This is a genomic window from Pseudomonas sp. H3_E07, assembly GCF_054668895.1.
Genome location: NZ_CP162795.1, coordinates 3,372,913 through 3,388,321 on the forward strand (window position 1 = coordinate 3,372,913; position 15,409 = coordinate 3,388,321).

Genomic DNA, 15,409 nt, shown 5'->3' on the forward strand with positions numbered 1-15,409 from the left:
GGCAAGCCAGCGCCTACAGTTTGATCGGGTTCACAGTCAGCGATCAGTCAGCCGTCGCCTGCGGGCTCAACCAGCCGCGGATCCTGCGATACAACTGCTCCTGCTCGGCAGCGCTGTTGCCGGGCAAGGCTGTCAAGGACACCTGTTTGTAACCTTCATTTTTCAAACGCTTGGCCGCCTGCGCGCGGGCCAGGGCGTTTTTGCGTGATTGGGCGTTGTCTTGATAGAAGACATCGGCGGTCGGCAACTTCAGGCCAGGGGCCAGTTGTTGTACATCCGGATGACGTCCGTGGGGCGTCTGTGCCGCCACCATCACAAACTTCTGCACTTGGGACGGTTGTTTCTCGCTCAAATAACGTGCGGCCCACCAGGCACCGGTGCCATGGCCGAGCAGTACCACACTGCGCGCGCTTTGTGTCTGGGCGAACGCCACGGCGGCGTCGATGCGGTCGAAGATGCGCGAGGCGTCGGGCTTGTCCTGCTCATCGGCACCGGGCACCACCGCCGGGTCGGTGCCTTCGGCTTCGGCGCTGGCGGCTTGCTCGATGGGTTTGTCGGCGGTGCTCGCTTCCTTGCTGCTGGTGTCGACAGTCGCCTTGGGCGCTTCCATTACACGTGGTGGCAGCGTATCCACGCTCACGTCCGGCAACGACAGGCTGAGGCTGCCCCAATTGGCGTCCGGGAATTTGTGCCGCAACGGGCTGATTGCTTGCGGCCAGTCAGCATTTTCGCCGGCACCCGGTACGATAATCACCACGCCTTCGGGCTCGGCGCTGTTGGCCGGTTTCCACAGGGCGAGGAAGGAATCGCTGCCGGCCTGCAATTGTTGCTGTTCCTGCTGCGGGATCTTGCGCTCCAGGGCGCTGGCTTCTGCCTGGCTGCGCTCGGGCAAGGGTTGGCGCTCGACCGGTTTTTCCGCGGCAGGTTCGGGCGCGTCTGCGGCTCGTACAGAAAAGGCGCTGGTAAAAAGCAGCGACAGGCACAATGCTGGCAGTGCTGAACGGTGAAAAAAGGGCATCGTAAATTCCCGGCCAGAAGTGATTCCAGCAGCCTAATGGGTTGGTCAGTATTTGTCAGTGATGTGAGACGTGGATCATGGGTTTTCGCTGTCTGCTGGTTATCGGCTGTTTGTGCCTTGCCTTGATGGCAAATGCCGCCCCTGCGCCCGTCGCGCCCCAGGCGCAGCTCAATGCGCAACAACGCGAATGGCTGGCCCAGCACCCGGAACTGCGGGTGGGCCTGGTGTTACAGGCGCCGTTCGCGCAATACGACCGGCGTTTGCAGCGGCTGTCCGGGGCCAACGTCGAGCTGATGCAGTGGTTGGCCAAAGCGTTGAACATCGAATTGACCTGGCGCAACTTCCCAAACCAGGAGCAGTTGGAAGCGGCCCTGAGCGACGGCGAGGTGGATATCGCTCCCGGCCTGCAACAAACGCCGGCCGGTTTGCGCCTGTGGTTGTTCAGCGACCCCTATATGCGCGTGCCGCAACACATCGTTGGCATCCGTGATGGCGGCGGGGCGGTGGAGTTGGAGAAACTCGATGAGCAATCCCGCGTCGCCGTGCGCATGCCCAGCGCCGTGGCCGATTACCTGCGCAGCACCTATCCCGGCCTGAACCTGCAAGGCGTGCCCATGGAGCGACAGGCCCTGCAATTACTGGTAAGCCAGCAAGCGCGTTATGCGGTGGTGGATGAAGCGCAATTGAGCCGTTTGTCCGGCGAGGCGGAGTTCGCCGGGCTGGCGGTGGTGGGCGATATCGGCCTGCCGCAATTGCTGCGGGTGGCCACGCGCCGGGAATGGCCGGAACTGGCCAGCATCATGGAAAGCGCCCTGCGCGCCATTCCCGCCCGCGATCTGGACCAACTGCACAGCCGCTGGCTGCAACCCAAATACCCACGCCTGACGGAATCCCCGGGCCTGTGGCAAAACCTCAGCCTGTTGCTCGGCCTGTTGCTGCTCGCCAGCCTGGCCACCGTATTCTGGCTGCGCCGCCAACAACGGGTGCTGGAGCACAACCTTTTGGCTGCGCGCGAAGAAAGCGCCGCCCGCGCCGCTGGTGCCGAAGCCTTGCGGCTGACTCAGTTTTCCATCGACCAAAGCACCGTCGGCATCCTTTGGGTCAACTGGGACAGCCACGTGCGCTACGCCAACCGTGCGGCCGAAAGCATGCTTGGCTACGGCCCCGGCGCACTGATCGAGCGGCCACTGGTCGACCTTGATCCGAGCCTGGACATGGACCGCTGGCTCAACCTATGGAAACGCGCGCGGGCCAGCGAAGACGGGCCGCAGAACTTCGCCACCGATTGCCGGCGTGCAGACGGCAGCATCCTGCCGACCAATGTGTCCTTGAGCTTTCTGCGGTTTGCCGAGGCTGAATACCTGGTGGTTTACCTCAATGACGTCACCGAGCTGCGCCGCACCCTGGCGGCATTGCTGCAAAGTGAAGCACAGCTGCGCGAACTGTCCGCTCACCTGGAAACCGTTCGCGAAGAAGAGAAGGCACGCATCGCCCGTGAGGTGCACGACGAACTCGGGCAAATGCTCACGGTGCTCAAGCTCGAGACCTCAATGTGTGAGTTGGCCTACGCGCAACTTGACCCCGGTTTGCACGAGCGCTTGAACAGCATGAAGCGCTTGATCGCCCAGCTATTCCAGTTGGTGCGGGACGTAGCGACGGCGCTGCGCCCGCCGATTCTGGATGCGGGTATCGCGTCAGCCATCGAGTGGCAGGCGCGGCGCTTTGAAGCGCGTACGCAAATTCCCTGTTTGGTGCAGGTGCCGGATAACCTGCCGACACTCAGTGATGCCAAGGCCATTGGCTTGTTTCGGATCCTGCAGGAGGCGCTGACCAATGTGATGCGCCATGCCCAGGCGCATACTGTTGAACTGACCCTGGCCCTGGAGGGCACGGATTTGCGCTTGACCATCAGCGACGATGGCGTCGGTTTCGTCCAGGCCCAGGGCCGCCCGGTGTCGTTTGGCCTGGTGGGCATGCGCGAGCGCGTGCTGATCATGGGTGGGCAATTGAGCCTGGACAGCGAGTTGGGGGAGGGCACCACCCTGAGCGTCACGGTGCCGTTGGATGCATAACACCAAGAGGAAGCCCTTGTGATCCGCGTATTGGTAGCCGAAGACCACACCATCGTTCGTGAAGGCATCAAGCAATTGATCGGCCTGGCCAAAGACCTGTTGGTGGTTGGAGAAGCCAGCAATGGCGAGCAATTGCTGGAGGCGCTGCGCCACGTGCCTTGCGAGGTGGTGTTGCTGGACATCTCGATGCCCGGCGTCAATGGCCTGGAAGCGATTGCGCGCATCCGTGCGCTGAACAATCCGCCGGCAATCCTAGTGCTGTCGATGCACGACGAAGCGCAAATGGCCGCCCGCGCCTTGAAGGTGGGCGCGGCCGGTTACGCCACCAAGGACAGCGACCCGGCGCTGTTGCTCACGGCAATTCGCAAAGTGGCGGCGGGTGGGCGTTATATCGACCCGGACCTGGCCGACCGGATGGTCTTCGAAGTCGGCCTCACCGATGCCCGCCCGTTGCATTCACTCCTGTCGGAGCGTGAGTTCTCGGTGTTCGAGCGCCTGGCCCAGGGCGCGAACGTCAACGACATCGCCCAACAACTGGCGTTGAGCAGCAAGACTATCAGCACCCACAAGGCGCGGCTGATGCAAAAGCTCAATATCACCTCCCTGGCGGAACTGGTGAAGTACGCTATGGAACACAAGTTGCTGTAACAACATGCCTGTTTACGACCACCTGTAAGCCGCGCTGATCCCATTCCCGGTGCACGGCAGCGTGGCACTGTCCCATCCCCGCCATCCGTGTAGGGCGATCCCTACCCCAAACCTTCCATCCGGCTGATGTGATTCTCTCCTGGCCCCCGATTTTCGGGGGCTCGCGCCTGGACTACGCTTGTCTCACAGCAGTCCAAAACAAAAAGGTGTTGGTATGAGCGAGGTGGATTCAAATGATGTGCTGGTCAGCTTTCGTGGCGTGCAGAAGAGCTACGACGGCGAGAACCTGATCGTCAAAGACCTCAACCTGGAGATTCGCAAGGGCGAGTTCCTCACCCTGCTCGGGCCTTCCGGTTCGGGCAAGACCACCAGCCTGATGATGCTCGCCGGTTTTGAAACGCCGACCGCCGGCGAAATCCAGCTGGCCGGGCGCTCCATCAACAATGTGCCGCCGCATAAGCGCGACATCGGCATGGTGTTTCAGAACTACGCGCTGTTTCCGCACATGACGGTCGCCGAGAACCTGGCGTTCCCGCTGTCGGTGCGAGCTTTAAGCAAGACCGATATCAGCGAGCGGGTCAAACGCGTGCTGAGCATGGTCCAACTCGACGCGTTCGCCCAGCGCTATCCCGCGCAACTCTCCGGTGGCCAGCAACAGCGCGTGGCCTTGGCCCGAGCGCTGGTGTTCGAACCGCAATTGGTGCTGATGGACGAACCCCTCGGCGCCCTCGACAAGCAACTGCGCGAACACATGCAGATGGAGATCAAGCACCTGCACCAGCGCCTCGGCGTGACGGTGGTGTACGTGACCCACGACCAGGGCGAAGCCTTGACCATGTCTGATCGGGTGGCCGTGTTCCACCAGGGCGAGATCCAGCAGATCGCTGCACCGCGCACCTTGTATGAAGAACCGAAGAACACCTTTGTCGCCAACTTTATCGGCGAGAACAACCGCCTCAATGGCCGCCTGCACAGCCATAGCGGCGAGCGCTGCGTGGTGGAGCTGGCGCGTGGCGAGAAGGTCGAGGCGCTGGCGGTCAACGTCGGCCAGGTGGGTGGCCCGGTGACGCTGTCGGTACGCCCTGAACGCGTCAGCCTCAATGGCTCCAGCGAATCTTGCGTCAACCGCTTTTCCGGGCGGGTGGCGGAATTCATCTACCTGGGCGACCACGTACGCGTGCGCCTGGAAGTCTGCGGCAAGGCCGATTTTTTTGTGAAACAACCGATTGCCGAGTTGGATCCAGCCCTGGCGGTCGGCGACGTGGTACCGATTGGCTGGCAAGTCGAGCACGTTCGCGCACTCGACCCACTTTTAGAGGCGAATTGATCGCCCCCTGGCTTCACCAACCCTGCACGTGGAGAGAACAACAATGTTGAGTTCCTTGAAGTATTCCGTTTTGGCATTGAGCTTGATGGGTGCGACACAGGCCATGGCAGGCCCGGATCTGACGGTCGTGTCCTTTGGCGGCGCGAACAAGGCGGCCCAGGTCAAGGCCTTCTATGCACCGTGGGAAAGCGCGGGCAACGGCAAGATCGTCGCCGGCGAGTACAACGGTGAAATGGCCAAGGTCAAAGCCATGGTCGACACCAAGAGCGTGTCCTGGGACTTGGTGGAAGTGGAGTCGCCGGAACTGTCCCGTGGCTGCGATGAAGACATGTTCGAGCCCCTGGACCCGAAACTGTTCGGCAACACGGCTGACTACGTGAAGGGTGCGATCCAGCCGTGTGGCGTGGGCTTCTTCGTGTGGTCGACGGTGCTCGCCTACAACGCCGACAAGCTGGCATCCGCGCCAACCAGCTGGGCGGATTTCTGGGACACCAAGAAATTCCCTGGCAAGCGTGGCCTGCGCAAAGGCGCCAAGTACACCCTGGAATTCGCCTTGATGGCTGACGGCGTTGCACCGAAAGACGTGTACAAAGTGCTGGCCGGCAAAGACGGCCAGGACCGCGCGTTCAAGAAACTCGACGAGCTCAAGCCGTCGATCCAGTGGTGGGAAGCCGGCGCACAACCGCCGCAGTACCTGGCCTCGGGGGACGTGGTGATGAGCTCGGCGTACAACGGCCGCATTGCCGCCGTGCAGAAAGAAAGCAACCTGAAAGTGGTGTGGAACGGCGGCATCTACGACTTCGACGCCTGGGCCATCCCTAAAGGCCTGGCCAAGGATCGTGCCGAAGCTGCGAAAAAATTCATCGCCTTCTCGGTGCAGCCACAGCAACAGAAGACCTACTCGGAAAACATCGCCTACGGCCCGGCCAATACCCAAGCCGTACCGTTGCTGGCCAAGGACGTGCTGAAGGACATGCCGACCACTCCGGAAAACATCGCCAACCAGGTGCAGATCGATGTGAGCTTCTGGGCGGATAACGGCGAGCAGCTGGAGCAGCGCTTCAATTCCTGGGCTGCCAAGTAACACTGCATTTCCCTGTGGGAGGGGGCTTGCCCCCGATGACGGCGGTCCAGTCGATATATGTGTTGACTGAAAGTCTGCCATCGGGGGCAAGCCCCCTCCCACAAGGGATTTCTTGTGTGTGAAAGGTTGCATTCATTTTCAAGATTCGGAGTCAGCCATGGCCATCGCCGTTCCCTCGAACGAGGTCAACAGCCCCACCCTCAAGCAGCGCCTGGCGCGTGCCGAGCGGCTCAATCGCTGGAAGGCCCAGGCCTTGATTGCGCCGCTGGTGCTGTTTTTGCTGCTGGTGTTCCTGGTGCCGATTGTTGCGCTGCTGTTTAAAAGCGTCGGCAACCCGGAAGTGGTGGGCGGTTTGCCGCGTACCGTGGTGGCGGTGACGGCCTGGGACGGTCGTGGTCTGCCGGGTGAGCCGGTGTACCAGGCCCTAAGTGAAGACCTGGGCGAGGCGCGTAAAAACCAGACCCTGGGCGATCTGTCCAAGCGCTTGAACATGGAACTGGCCGGCTACCGCAGCCTGCTGACCAAAACCGCGCGGGCGCTGCCGTTCAGTGAAGCGCCGGCCTCCTATAAAGAAGCGCTGGAAAGCCTCGATGAACGCTGGGGTGACCCGGCGTACTGGCAGGCGATCCGGCGCAATACCAGTAGCCTGACGCCGTTCTATCTGCTGGCGGCTGTCGATCACCGCATCGACGACCTCGGTGAAGTGGCACCGGCCACGCCGGACCAGGCGATTTACCTGGACATCTTCGCCCGTACTTTCTGGATGGGCCTGGTGATCACGGCGGTCTGCCTGCTGTTGGCTTATCCCCTGGCGTACCTGCTGGCCAATCTGCCTGCACGCCAAAGCAACTTGTTGATGATCCTGGTGTTGCTGCCATTCTGGACCTCGATCCTGGTGCGCGTGGCGGCCTGGATCGTACTGCTGCAGTCCGGCGGCCTGATCAACAGCGCACTGATGGGTATGGGGCTGATCGATAAGCCGTTGGAGCTGGTGTTCAACCGTACCGGCGTCTACATCTCCATGGTGCACATCTTGCTGCCGTTCATGATCCTGCCGATCTACAGCGTGATGAAGGGCATTTCGCCCACCTATATGCGTGCGGCCATTTCCCTGGGCTGCCATCCGTTCACCAGCTTCTGGCGGGTGTACTTCCCGCAGACCTACGCCGGTGTCGGCGCCGGTTGCCTGTTGGTGTTCATTCTGGCGATTGGTTACTACATCACCCCGGCGTTGCTGGGCAGCCCGAACGACCAGATGGTCAGTTACTTCGTGGCGTTCTACACCAACACCAGCATCAACTGGGGCATGGCAACGGCGTTGGGCGGCTTGCTGCTGCTGGCCACCGTGGTGCTGTATTTGATCTATAACCGGCTGGTAGGCGCCAGCCGCCTGCGCCTGAGCTGAGGAGACCTTTCGATGCTGAGCCCTTATATGTCGCCCGTCGAGCGGGTGTGGTTCTACAGCTTGCGGATCCTCTGCGGCTTGATCCTGTTGTTTTTGATTCTGCCGGTGCTGGTGATCATCCCGCTGTCATTCAACAGTGGCAGTTTTCTGGTGTACCCGTTGCAGGGTTTCTCGCTGCACTGGTACCAGGATTTCTTCGCCTCCGCCGAATGGATGCGTGCTCTCAAGAACAGCGTCATTGTCGCCCCGGCGGCCACGGTGCTGGCCATGGTGTTCGGTACCTTGGCGGCGATTGGTCTGACTCGCGGCAACTTCCCTGGCAAGGCGCTGGTCATGGCGCTGGTGATTTCGCCGATGGTGGTGCCGGTGGTGATCATTGGCGTGGCCAGTTATCTGTTCTTCGCGCCACTGGGCCTGGGCAACAGTTTTTTCTCGCTGATCGTGGTGCATGCGGTGCTGGGCGTGCCGTTTGTGATCATCACCGTGTCGGCGACGTTGCAGGGTTTCAACCACAACCTGGTGCGGGCGGCGGCCAGCCTGGGTGCTTCGCCACTCACTGCGTTTCGCCGGGTGACCTTGCCGTTGATTGCACCAGGCGTGATTTCCGGGGCGCTGTTTGCCTTCTCCACGTCGTTTGATGAGGTGGTGGTAACGCTGTTTCTCGCCGGCCCCGAGCAAGCGACCCTGCCGCGTCAGATGTTCAGCGGCATCCGCGAAAACCTCAGCCCGACGATTGCCGCCGCCGCGACCTTGCTGATTGCCTTCTCGGTGTTGTTGTTGCTGACCCTGGAGTGGTTGCGCGGGCGTAGCGAGAAACTGCGCACCGCACAGGTTTAACTATCAGATGAAGATCACAATGTGGGAGCGGGCTTGCTCGCGAATGCGGTCTATCAGTAACACGTGCACTGGCTGACCCACCGCCTTCGCGAGCAAGCCCGCTCCCACATGGGGCCTGTGTTGAACCAGAAATTGCCATTCAGCCGCTGAATGCTAGGCAACCCAAATTCCCCAGCTATTCTTGTGCCAGCCCATCTCCGAATAAGAGGCCGCGCACATGAGTACTTCCTCATTCAAGATCGCCCATAAACTGCTGACCGGCGCGGGCGCCATCGAACAACTGGCCGCCGAGCTGACGCGCCTGGATGTGGATAACCCGCTGATCGTCACCGACGCCGCGCTGGTCAAGTCCGGTACCGTGGCGCTGGCCCTCGAACACCTGGGCGAACGCAGCTACGAAATTTTCGACCGCGTACTGCCTGACCCCGAAATCGCCATTGTCGAAGACTGCATGCGCGTCTACCGCGAGGGTGGGCATGACGGTTTGATCGGCCTGGGCGGCGGCAGCGCCATCGACATTGCCAAAAGCGTTGCCGCCTATGCCGGTTACCACGGCGCCCTGGCGGACTTGTTCGGCGTCGACCAGGTGCCGCGCAAGGGCCCGCCGCTGATCGCCATTCCCACCACGGCGGGTACTGGTTCGGAGGTGACCAATGTGGCGATCCTCTCCGACAAGGCCGCGCAGCTGAAAAAAGGCATCGTCAGCGACTACCTGCTGCCGGACGTCGCACTGATCAGCCCGCAAATGACCCTGACCTGCCCGCGCAGCGTCACCGCCGCCAGTGGCGTGGATGCGTTGGTGCATGCCATCGAATCCTACCTGTCGCTGAACGCCTCGCCGATCACCGACGCCCTGGCGATTGGCGCGATCAAGCTGATCGCCCATGCATTGCCCAAGGCCTACGCCAACCCAGCCAACCTGCAGGCCCGTGACGACATGGCCACCGCCAGCCTGATGGCCGGCATGGCGTTCGGGAATGCGGGAGTCGGCGCGGTGCACGCGTTGGCGTATCCACTGGGGGGGCGTTTCAATATCGCCCATGGCGTGAGCAATGCGCTGTTGCTGCCCTATGTGATGCACTGGAACAAATTGGCCTGCGTCGAGCGCATGCAGGACATTGCGCAGGCCATGGGGGTGAATGTCACCGGCCTGAGCGTCAACGATGCCGCCGACCAGGCGGTGGAGGCGATGACGCGACTGTGCGCTGCGGTGGAGATCCCGGCAGGGCTGCACAGTTTCGGGGTGCCCGAGGACGCGATCCCCGCGATGGCGGTGGAGGCGGCGGGCATTGAGCGGCTGATGCGCAACAATCCGCGCAAGCTCAGCGCGGCCGATATCGAGAAAATCTACCGGGCCGCTTACTAACCGTTGAGTTAGGTCACGGTGCGCGCGGCAAAGCATGAGGTATACAATGCGCGCCATCGTGATTTAGCTCAAAAAAGGTGCGTCATGCAGCCCTTCGTCATTGCTCCATCGATTCTCTCTGCCGACTTCGCCCGCCTGGGTGAGGAAGTGGACAAAGTGTTGGCCGCCGGTGCCGACTTCGTGCACTTCGATGTCATGGACAACCACTACGTACCCAATCTGACCATCGGCCCGATGGTCTGCGCCGCGCTGCGTAAGTACGGCATCACTGCGCCGATCGATGCACACCTGATGGTCAGCCCCGTGGATCGCATCATTGGCGACTTCGTGGAAGCTGGCGCAACCTACATCACCTTCCACCCGGAAGCTTCGCTGCACGTCGACCGCACGCTGCAGCTGATCCACGAAGGTGGCTGCAAGGCGGGCCTGGTGTTCAACCCGGCCACTCCGTTGAGCGTGCTTGAGTACGTGATGGACAAGGTCGACATGATCCTGTTGATGAGCGTCAACCCCGGTTTCGGCGGCCAGAAGTTCATCCCTGGCACGCTGAACAAGCTGCGCGAAGCCCGTGCGTTGATCGATGCGTCCGGCCGCGATATCCGCCTGGAAATCGACGGTGGGGTCAACGTCAACAACATCCGCGAAATCGCCGCCGCTGGCGCCGACACCTTTGTGGCCGGCTCGGCGATCTTCAACGCGCCGGACTACCAGGAAGTCATCGATAAGATGCGTGCCGAGCTGGCGCTGGCGCGTCCATGAGCGGCTTTGAGCAGCTGTTCCCCGGCAAATTGCCACGGCTGGTGATGTTCGATCTGGACGGCACCTTGATCGACTCGGTGCCCGACCTGGCGGCGGCGGTGGACGAAATGCTGCTCAAGCTAGGGCGTAAGCCGGCCGGGATCGAGTCGGTGCGCGAATGGGTCGGCAACGGCGTGCAGATGCTGGTGCGCCGGGCCTTGGCCAACAACATCGATGCTGAAGGTGTCGATGAAGTCGAAGCCGAGCACGCCCTGGAATTGTTCAACGCCGCCTATGAAGACGGCCACGAATTGACCGTGGTTTACCCCGGCGTGCGCGACACCCTCAAGTGGCTGAGCAAGCAGGGCGTGGAAATGGCCCTGATCACCAACAAGCCGGAGCGCTTCGTCGCGCCGCTGTTGGACCAGATGAAAATCGGCCGGTATTTCCGCTGGATCATCGGTGGCGATACCCTGCCGCAGAAAAAACCCGACCCGGCGGCGCTGTTTTTCGTGATGAAAATGGCCAATATCCCGGCCTCGCAGTCGTTGTTTGTCGGCGATTCGCGCAGTGATGTGCAGGCGGCAAAGGCGGCGGGTGTGCAGTGCGTAGCTCTCAGTTACGGCTATAACCATGGTCGGCCGATCGCCGAAGAGTCGCCTTCACTGGTGATTGATGACCTGCGCCTGTTAATCCCCGGTTGCTTGGGAGCTGGCGCTGAGATAACGTTGCCCGATACCGATCCGTCCCCTTCTGGAAATTCCATCGTGGTGGTCACTCGCAAACTCTGGATGAAAGTCATCAAGGCCCTGGCCCGCTGGCGTTGGCGCGCCTGACTGTTCCTGGCCGCGCTCTGCGGCACGTTTGCATACCTGACTGTTAGACCCTCAAGCCACGAGGCATATCATGACCCGCGAAGAATTCCTGCGTTTGGCTGCTGCCGGCTATAACCGCATCCCCCTGGCCTGCGAAACCCTGGCCGACTTCGACACGCCGCTGTCGATCTACCTGAAACTGGCCGACGAGCCTAACTCCTACCTGCTTGAGTCCGTACAGGGCGGCGAGAAGTGGGGGCGTTACTCGATCATCGGCTTGCCGTGCCGCACGGTACTGCGGGTACACGACCATCACGTGAGCATTACCCAGGATGGCGTCGAGATCGAAAGCCACGATGTCGACGACCCGCTGGCGTTCGTCGAAGCGTTCAAGGCGCGCTACAACGTGCCGACCATTGCCGGCCTGCCGCGTTTCAACGGCGGTCTGGTGGGTTACTTCGGTTATGACTGCGTGCGTTATGTGGAAAAACGCTTGGGCAAATGCCCGAACCCGGACCCGCTGGGTGTGCCGGACATTCTGCTGATGGTTTCCGATGCGGTCGTCGTATTCGACAACCTGGCCGGCAAGATGCACGCGATCGTGCTCGCCGACCCGTCCCAGGCCGACGCTTTCGAACAAGGCCAGGCCAGCCTCGAAGCCCTGCTGGAAAAACTGCGTCAGCCGATCACCCCGCGTCGCGGCCTGGACCTCAGCCGTCCACCGGCCGCCGACCCGGTGTTCCGCTCCAGCTTTACCCAGGATGACTACGAGCGTGCCGTCGACACCATCAAGGAATATATCCTCGCCGGTGACTGCATGCAGGTGGTGCCATCGCAACGCATGTCCATCGACTTCAAGGCCGCGCCGATCGATCTGTATCGCGCATTGCGCTGCTTCAATCCGACGCCGTACATGTACTTCTTCAACTTTGGTGACTTCCACGTGGTGGGCAGTTCGCCGGAAGTGCTTGTGCGTGTCGAAGACAACTTGATCACCGTGCGCCCGATCGCCGGTACGCGCCCGCGTGGTGCGACCGAAGAGGCCGACCTGGCGCTGGAAGAAGACCTGCTGAGCGACGACAAGGAAATCGCCGAACACCTGATGCTGATTGACTTGGGTCGCAATGACACCGGGCGTGTCTCGGAAATCGGTTCGGTGAAACTCACCGAGAAGATGGTGATCGAGCGTTATTCGAATGTGATGCACATTGTGTCCAACGTCACCGGCGAGCTGAAAGCCGGCTTGACTGCGATGGACGCACTGCGCGCGATTCTGCCGGCGGGCACCTTGTCGGGTGCGCCGAAGATCCGCGCGATGGAAATCATCGACGAGCTGGAACCGGTGAAACGTGGTGTCTACGGCGGCGCCGTGGGTTATTTCGCCTGGAACGGCAACATGGACACGGCCATTGCGATTCGTACGGCCGTGATCAAGGACGGAGAGCTGCACGTGCAGGCCGGTGGCGGGATTGTCGCCGACTCGGTGCCGGCCCTCGAGTGGGAAGAAACCCTGAACAAGCGCCGCGCGATGTTCCGCGCCGTTGCGCTGGCTGAACAGACCCCTAATTCTTGAGGTTTCCCCCATGTTGCTGATGATTGATAACTACGACTCCTTTACCTACAACGTTGTGCAGTACCTGGGCGAGTTGGGTGCCGAGGTCAAGGTGGTGCGCAACGACGAACTGACCGTGGCCGAGATCGCAGCCCTGAACCCGGAGCGCATCGTGGTTTCGCCAGGCCCGTGCACGCCGACCGAGGCGGGTATTTCCCTGGAAGCGATCCAGTATTTCGCCGGCAAGCTGCCGATCCTGGGCGTGTGCCTGGGCCACCAATCCATTGGCCAGGCTTTTGGCGGCGACGTAGTGCGCGCGCGCCAGGTGATGCACGGCAAGACCAGCCCGGTGTTCCATAAAGATGTAGGCGTGTTTCATGGCCTCAACCTTCCGGTGACGGTGACCCGCTACCACTCGCTGGTGGTCAAGCGCGAAACCCTGCCGGAATGCCTGGAGCTGACCGCCTGGACCCAACTGGAAGACGGCTCGGTCGACGAGATCATGGGCCTGCGCCACAAGACACTGAATATCGAAGGGGTGCAATTTCACCCCGAGTCGATCCTGACCGAGCAGGGCTACGAGCTGTTCGCCAACTTTCTCAAGCAGAGCGGCGGCACGCGCTAAGGACTTTCCATGGATATCAAGACTGCCCTGAGCCGTATCGTCGGCCACCTGGACCTGAGCACCGCTGAAATGAGCGATGTGATGCGCGAAATCATGACCGGCCAATGCACGGACGCGCAGATCGGCGCGTTCATGATGGCCATGCGCATGAAGAGCGAAAGCATTGACGAGATCGTCGGCGCCGTATCGGTGATGCGCGAGCTGGCGGACAAGGTCGAGCTCAAGACCCTCGATGGCGTGGTGGATGTGGTCGGCACCGGTGGTGACGGTGCGAACATCTTCAACGTGTCGACGGCTTCTTCGTTTGTGGTCGCGGCTGCAGGTTGCACCGTGGCCAAGCACGGTAACCGTGCGGTGTCCGGCAAGAGCGGCAGCGCCGATTTGCTGGAAGCGGCCGGGATCTACCTGAACCTGACGCCGGTACAAGTGGCGCGCTGCATCGACAACGTCGGCATCGGCTTCATGTTTGCCCAATCCCACCATGGCGCGATGAAGCACGCCGCGGGTCCGCGCAAGGACCTCGGCCTGCGCACCCTGTTCAACATGCTCGGCCCGCTTACGAATCCGGCCGGTGTGAAACACCAGGTGGTGGGCGTATTCAGCCAGGCACTGTGCCGGCCATTAGCCGAAGTGCTGCAGCGTCTGGGCAGCAAGCATGTGCTGGTGGTGCATTCCAAGGACGGCCTGGACGAATTCAGCCTGGCGGCTCCGACCTTCGTGGCGGAACTGAAGAACGACCAGGTCACCGAATATTGGGTCGAGCCGGAAGATTTGGGCATGAAGAGCCAGAGCCTGCACGGCCTGGCGGTGGAAAGCCCGGCGGCGTCCCTGGAACTGATTCGCGATGCCTTGGGGCGTCGCAAGACCGAGAATGGTCAAAAAGCGGCAGAAATGATTGTTCTGAATGCCGGTGCGGCGCTGTATGCCGCCGATCACGCCTACAGTCTTAAAGAGGGCGTAGCCCTTGCTCATGATGCGTTGCACACCGGGCTCGCGCGCGAGAAGCTTGAAGAACTGGGTGCCTTTACTGCGGTGTTCAAGATGGAGAATGAAGGATGAGTGTGCCGACCGTTCTGGAAAAGATCCTGGCTCGCAAGGCTGAAGAAGTGGCTGAGCGCCGTGCCCGCGTCAGTCTCGCTGAGCTGGAAGCCCAGGCGAAAACCGCCGATGCACCGCGTGGCTTTGCCAATGCGCTGATCAAGCAGGCCAAGGAAAAGCAGCCTGCCGTCATTGCGGAAATCAAGAAGGCCTCGCCTAGCAAGGGTGTGATCCGCGAGAACTTCGTGCCGTCGGAAATCGCCGTCAGTTATGAGAAGGGCGGGGCCACGTGCCTGTCCGTGCTGACCGATATCGACTATTTCCAGGGTTCCGACCTGTTCCTGCAGCAAGCCCGCGCCGCGTGCAAGTTGCCGGTGATCCGCAAGGATTTCATGGTCGATCCGTATCAGATCGTCGAAGCCCGTGCCCTGGGCGCCGACTGTGTGCTGTTGATCGTTTCCGCGCTGGATGACGTGAAGATGGCCGAGCTGGCAGCCGTGGCCAAAAGCGTCGGTCTGGACGTGCTGGTGGAAGTGCACGACGGCGATGAGCTGGAACGCGCACTGAAAACCCTCGACACACCGCTGGTGGGGGTCAACAACCGTAACCTGCACACCTTCGAGGTCAGCCTGGAAAACACCCTCGACCTGCTGCCGCGCATTCCGCGTGACCGTCTGGTGATCACCGAGAGCGGCATCGTCAACCGTGCCGATGTGGAGCTGATGGAGATCAGTGGGGTGTATTCGTTCCTGGTGGGCGAGACCTTCATGCGGGCCGAGAACCCAGGGGCTGAATTGCAGCGCCTGTTCTTCCCGGAGCGGGGCGTGGCGGTCAGCGGTTCGACACTAGACTGACGTAAAACCCGGTCAACATTTAAAATACAG

14 protein-coding genes are annotated in these 15,409 nt (G+C 61.4%); 13 read left to right on the forward strand and 1 reads right to left on the reverse strand.

Annotated elements, in window-relative coordinates; genetic code table 11:
* Window positions 1–43 precede the first annotated feature (43 nt).
* Window positions 44–1,018 (reverse strand): alpha/beta hydrolase family protein, encoded by a 975-nt coding sequence (locus AB4O08_RS15330; RefSeq protein ID WP_460114207.1) that lies wholly within the window; start codon window positions 1,016–1,018, stop codon window positions 44–46.
* Between the two features lie 77 nt (window positions 1,019–1,095).
* Here AB4O08_RS15330 and AB4O08_RS15335 point away from each other — a divergent pair, with 77 nt between their 5' ends.
* From AB4O08_RS15335 to trpC, 13 genes are all read left to right on the forward strand, one after another.
* On the forward strand, window positions 1,096–3,090 hold the full coding sequence (locus AB4O08_RS15335) for a PAS domain-containing sensor histidine kinase (protein ID WP_045791576.1): 1,995 nt from the start codon (window positions 1,096–1,098) through the stop codon (window positions 3,088–3,090).
* Between the two features lie 18 nt (window positions 3,091–3,108).
* Complete coding sequence (locus AB4O08_RS15340) at window positions 3,109–3,738, forward strand: response regulator (RefSeq protein WP_010206959.1); 630 nt, start codon at window positions 3,109–3,111, stop codon at window positions 3,736–3,738.
* Between the two features lie 214 nt (window positions 3,739–3,952).
* Entirely contained in the window at window positions 3,953–5,065 is a 1,113-nt protein-coding gene (locus AB4O08_RS15345; RefSeq protein ID WP_010206958.1) for an ABC transporter ATP-binding protein, read from the forward strand.
* Window positions 5,066–5,108: 43 nt separating this feature from the next.
* Window positions 5,109–6,149: an ABC transporter substrate-binding protein gene (locus AB4O08_RS15350; RefSeq protein ID WP_010206957.1), complete on the forward strand. Its 1,041-nt coding sequence runs from the start codon at window positions 5,109–5,111 to the stop codon at window positions 6,147–6,149.
* Between the two features lie 157 nt (window positions 6,150–6,306).
* Complete coding sequence (locus AB4O08_RS15355) at window positions 6,307–7,554, forward strand: ABC transporter permease (RefSeq protein WP_137205757.1); 1,248 nt, start codon at window positions 6,307–6,309, stop codon at window positions 7,552–7,554.
* Window positions 7,555–7,566: 12 nt separating this feature from the next.
* A complete protein-coding gene (locus AB4O08_RS15360) occupies window positions 7,567–8,391 on the forward strand; it encodes an ABC transporter permease (RefSeq protein ID WP_010206955.1) in 825 nt (274 codons plus the stop codon).
* A 217-nt stretch (window positions 8,392–8,608) separates the two neighbouring features.
* On the forward strand, window positions 8,609–9,757 hold the full coding sequence (locus AB4O08_RS15365; protein WP_021491377.1) for an iron-containing alcohol dehydrogenase: 1,149 nt from the start codon (window positions 8,609–8,611) through the stop codon (window positions 9,755–9,757).
* Between the two features lie 84 nt (window positions 9,758–9,841).
* On the forward strand, window positions 9,842–10,516 hold the full coding sequence (rpe, locus tag AB4O08_RS15370; protein WP_010206952.1) for a ribulose-phosphate 3-epimerase: 675 nt from the start codon (window positions 9,842–9,844) through the stop codon (window positions 10,514–10,516).
* Window positions 10,513–11,331: a phosphoglycolate phosphatase gene (locus AB4O08_RS15375; protein WP_042571474.1), complete on the forward strand. Its 819-nt coding sequence runs from the start codon at window positions 10,513–10,515 to the stop codon at window positions 11,329–11,331. The genes rpe and AB4O08_RS15375 overlap by 4 nt, the downstream gene beginning before the upstream one ends.
* A 70-nt stretch (window positions 11,332–11,401) precedes the next feature.
* Entirely contained in the window at window positions 11,402–12,883 is a 1,482-nt protein-coding gene (gene trpE / locus AB4O08_RS15380) for an anthranilate synthase component I (protein WP_010206950.1), read from the forward strand.
* 10 nt (window positions 12,884–12,893) lie between these two features.
* Window positions 12,894–13,487 (forward strand): aminodeoxychorismate/anthranilate synthase component II, encoded by a 594-nt coding sequence (locus AB4O08_RS15385; protein WP_010206949.1) that lies wholly within the window; start codon window positions 12,894–12,896, stop codon window positions 13,485–13,487.
* Window positions 13,488–13,496: 9 nt separating this feature from the next.
* A complete protein-coding gene (trpD, locus tag AB4O08_RS15390; RefSeq protein WP_029296763.1) occupies window positions 13,497–14,546 on the forward strand; it encodes an anthranilate phosphoribosyltransferase in 1,050 nt (349 codons plus the stop codon).
* A complete protein-coding gene (gene trpC / locus AB4O08_RS15395; protein WP_010206947.1) occupies window positions 14,543–15,379 on the forward strand; it encodes an indole-3-glycerol phosphate synthase TrpC in 837 nt (278 codons plus the stop codon). The genes trpD and trpC overlap by 4 nt, the downstream gene beginning before the upstream one ends.
* Window positions 15,380–15,409 lie beyond the last annotated feature (30 nt).

Coding starts and splice junctions, on each gene's coding strand:
- AB4O08_RS15330 (WP_460114207.1), bottom strand. CDS start 1,018: ATGCCCTTTTTTCACCGTTCAGCACTGCCAGCATTGTGCCTGTCGCTG.
- AB4O08_RS15385 (WP_010206949.1), top strand. CDS start 12,894: ATGTTGCTGATGATTGATAACTACGACTCCTTTACCTACAACGTTGTG.
- trpC (WP_010206947.1), top strand. CDS start 14,543: ATGAGTGTGCCGACCGTTCTGGAAAAGATCCTGGCTCGCAAGGCTGAA.
- rpe (WP_010206952.1), top strand. CDS start 9,842: ATGCAGCCCTTCGTCATTGCTCCATCGATTCTCTCTGCCGACTTCGCC.
- AB4O08_RS15375 (WP_042571474.1), top strand. CDS start 10,513: ATGAGCGGCTTTGAGCAGCTGTTCCCCGGCAAATTGCCACGGCTGGTG.
- AB4O08_RS15350 (WP_010206957.1), top strand. CDS start 5,109: ATGTTGAGTTCCTTGAAGTATTCCGTTTTGGCATTGAGCTTGATGGGT.
- trpD (WP_029296763.1), top strand. CDS start 13,497: ATGGATATCAAGACTGCCCTGAGCCGTATCGTCGGCCACCTGGACCTG.
- AB4O08_RS15360 (WP_010206955.1), top strand. CDS start 7,567: ATGCTGAGCCCTTATATGTCGCCCGTCGAGCGGGTGTGGTTCTACAGC.
- trpE (WP_010206950.1), top strand. CDS start 11,402: ATGACCCGCGAAGAATTCCTGCGTTTGGCTGCTGCCGGCTATAACCGC.
- AB4O08_RS15345 (WP_010206958.1), top strand. CDS start 3,953: ATGAGCGAGGTGGATTCAAATGATGTGCTGGTCAGCTTTCGTGGCGTG.
- AB4O08_RS15335 (WP_045791576.1), top strand. CDS start 1,096: ATGGGTTTTCGCTGTCTGCTGGTTATCGGCTGTTTGTGCCTTGCCTTG.
- AB4O08_RS15355 (WP_137205757.1), top strand. CDS start 6,307: ATGGCCATCGCCGTTCCCTCGAACGAGGTCAACAGCCCCACCCTCAAG.
- AB4O08_RS15365 (WP_021491377.1), top strand. CDS start 8,609: ATGAGTACTTCCTCATTCAAGATCGCCCATAAACTGCTGACCGGCGCG.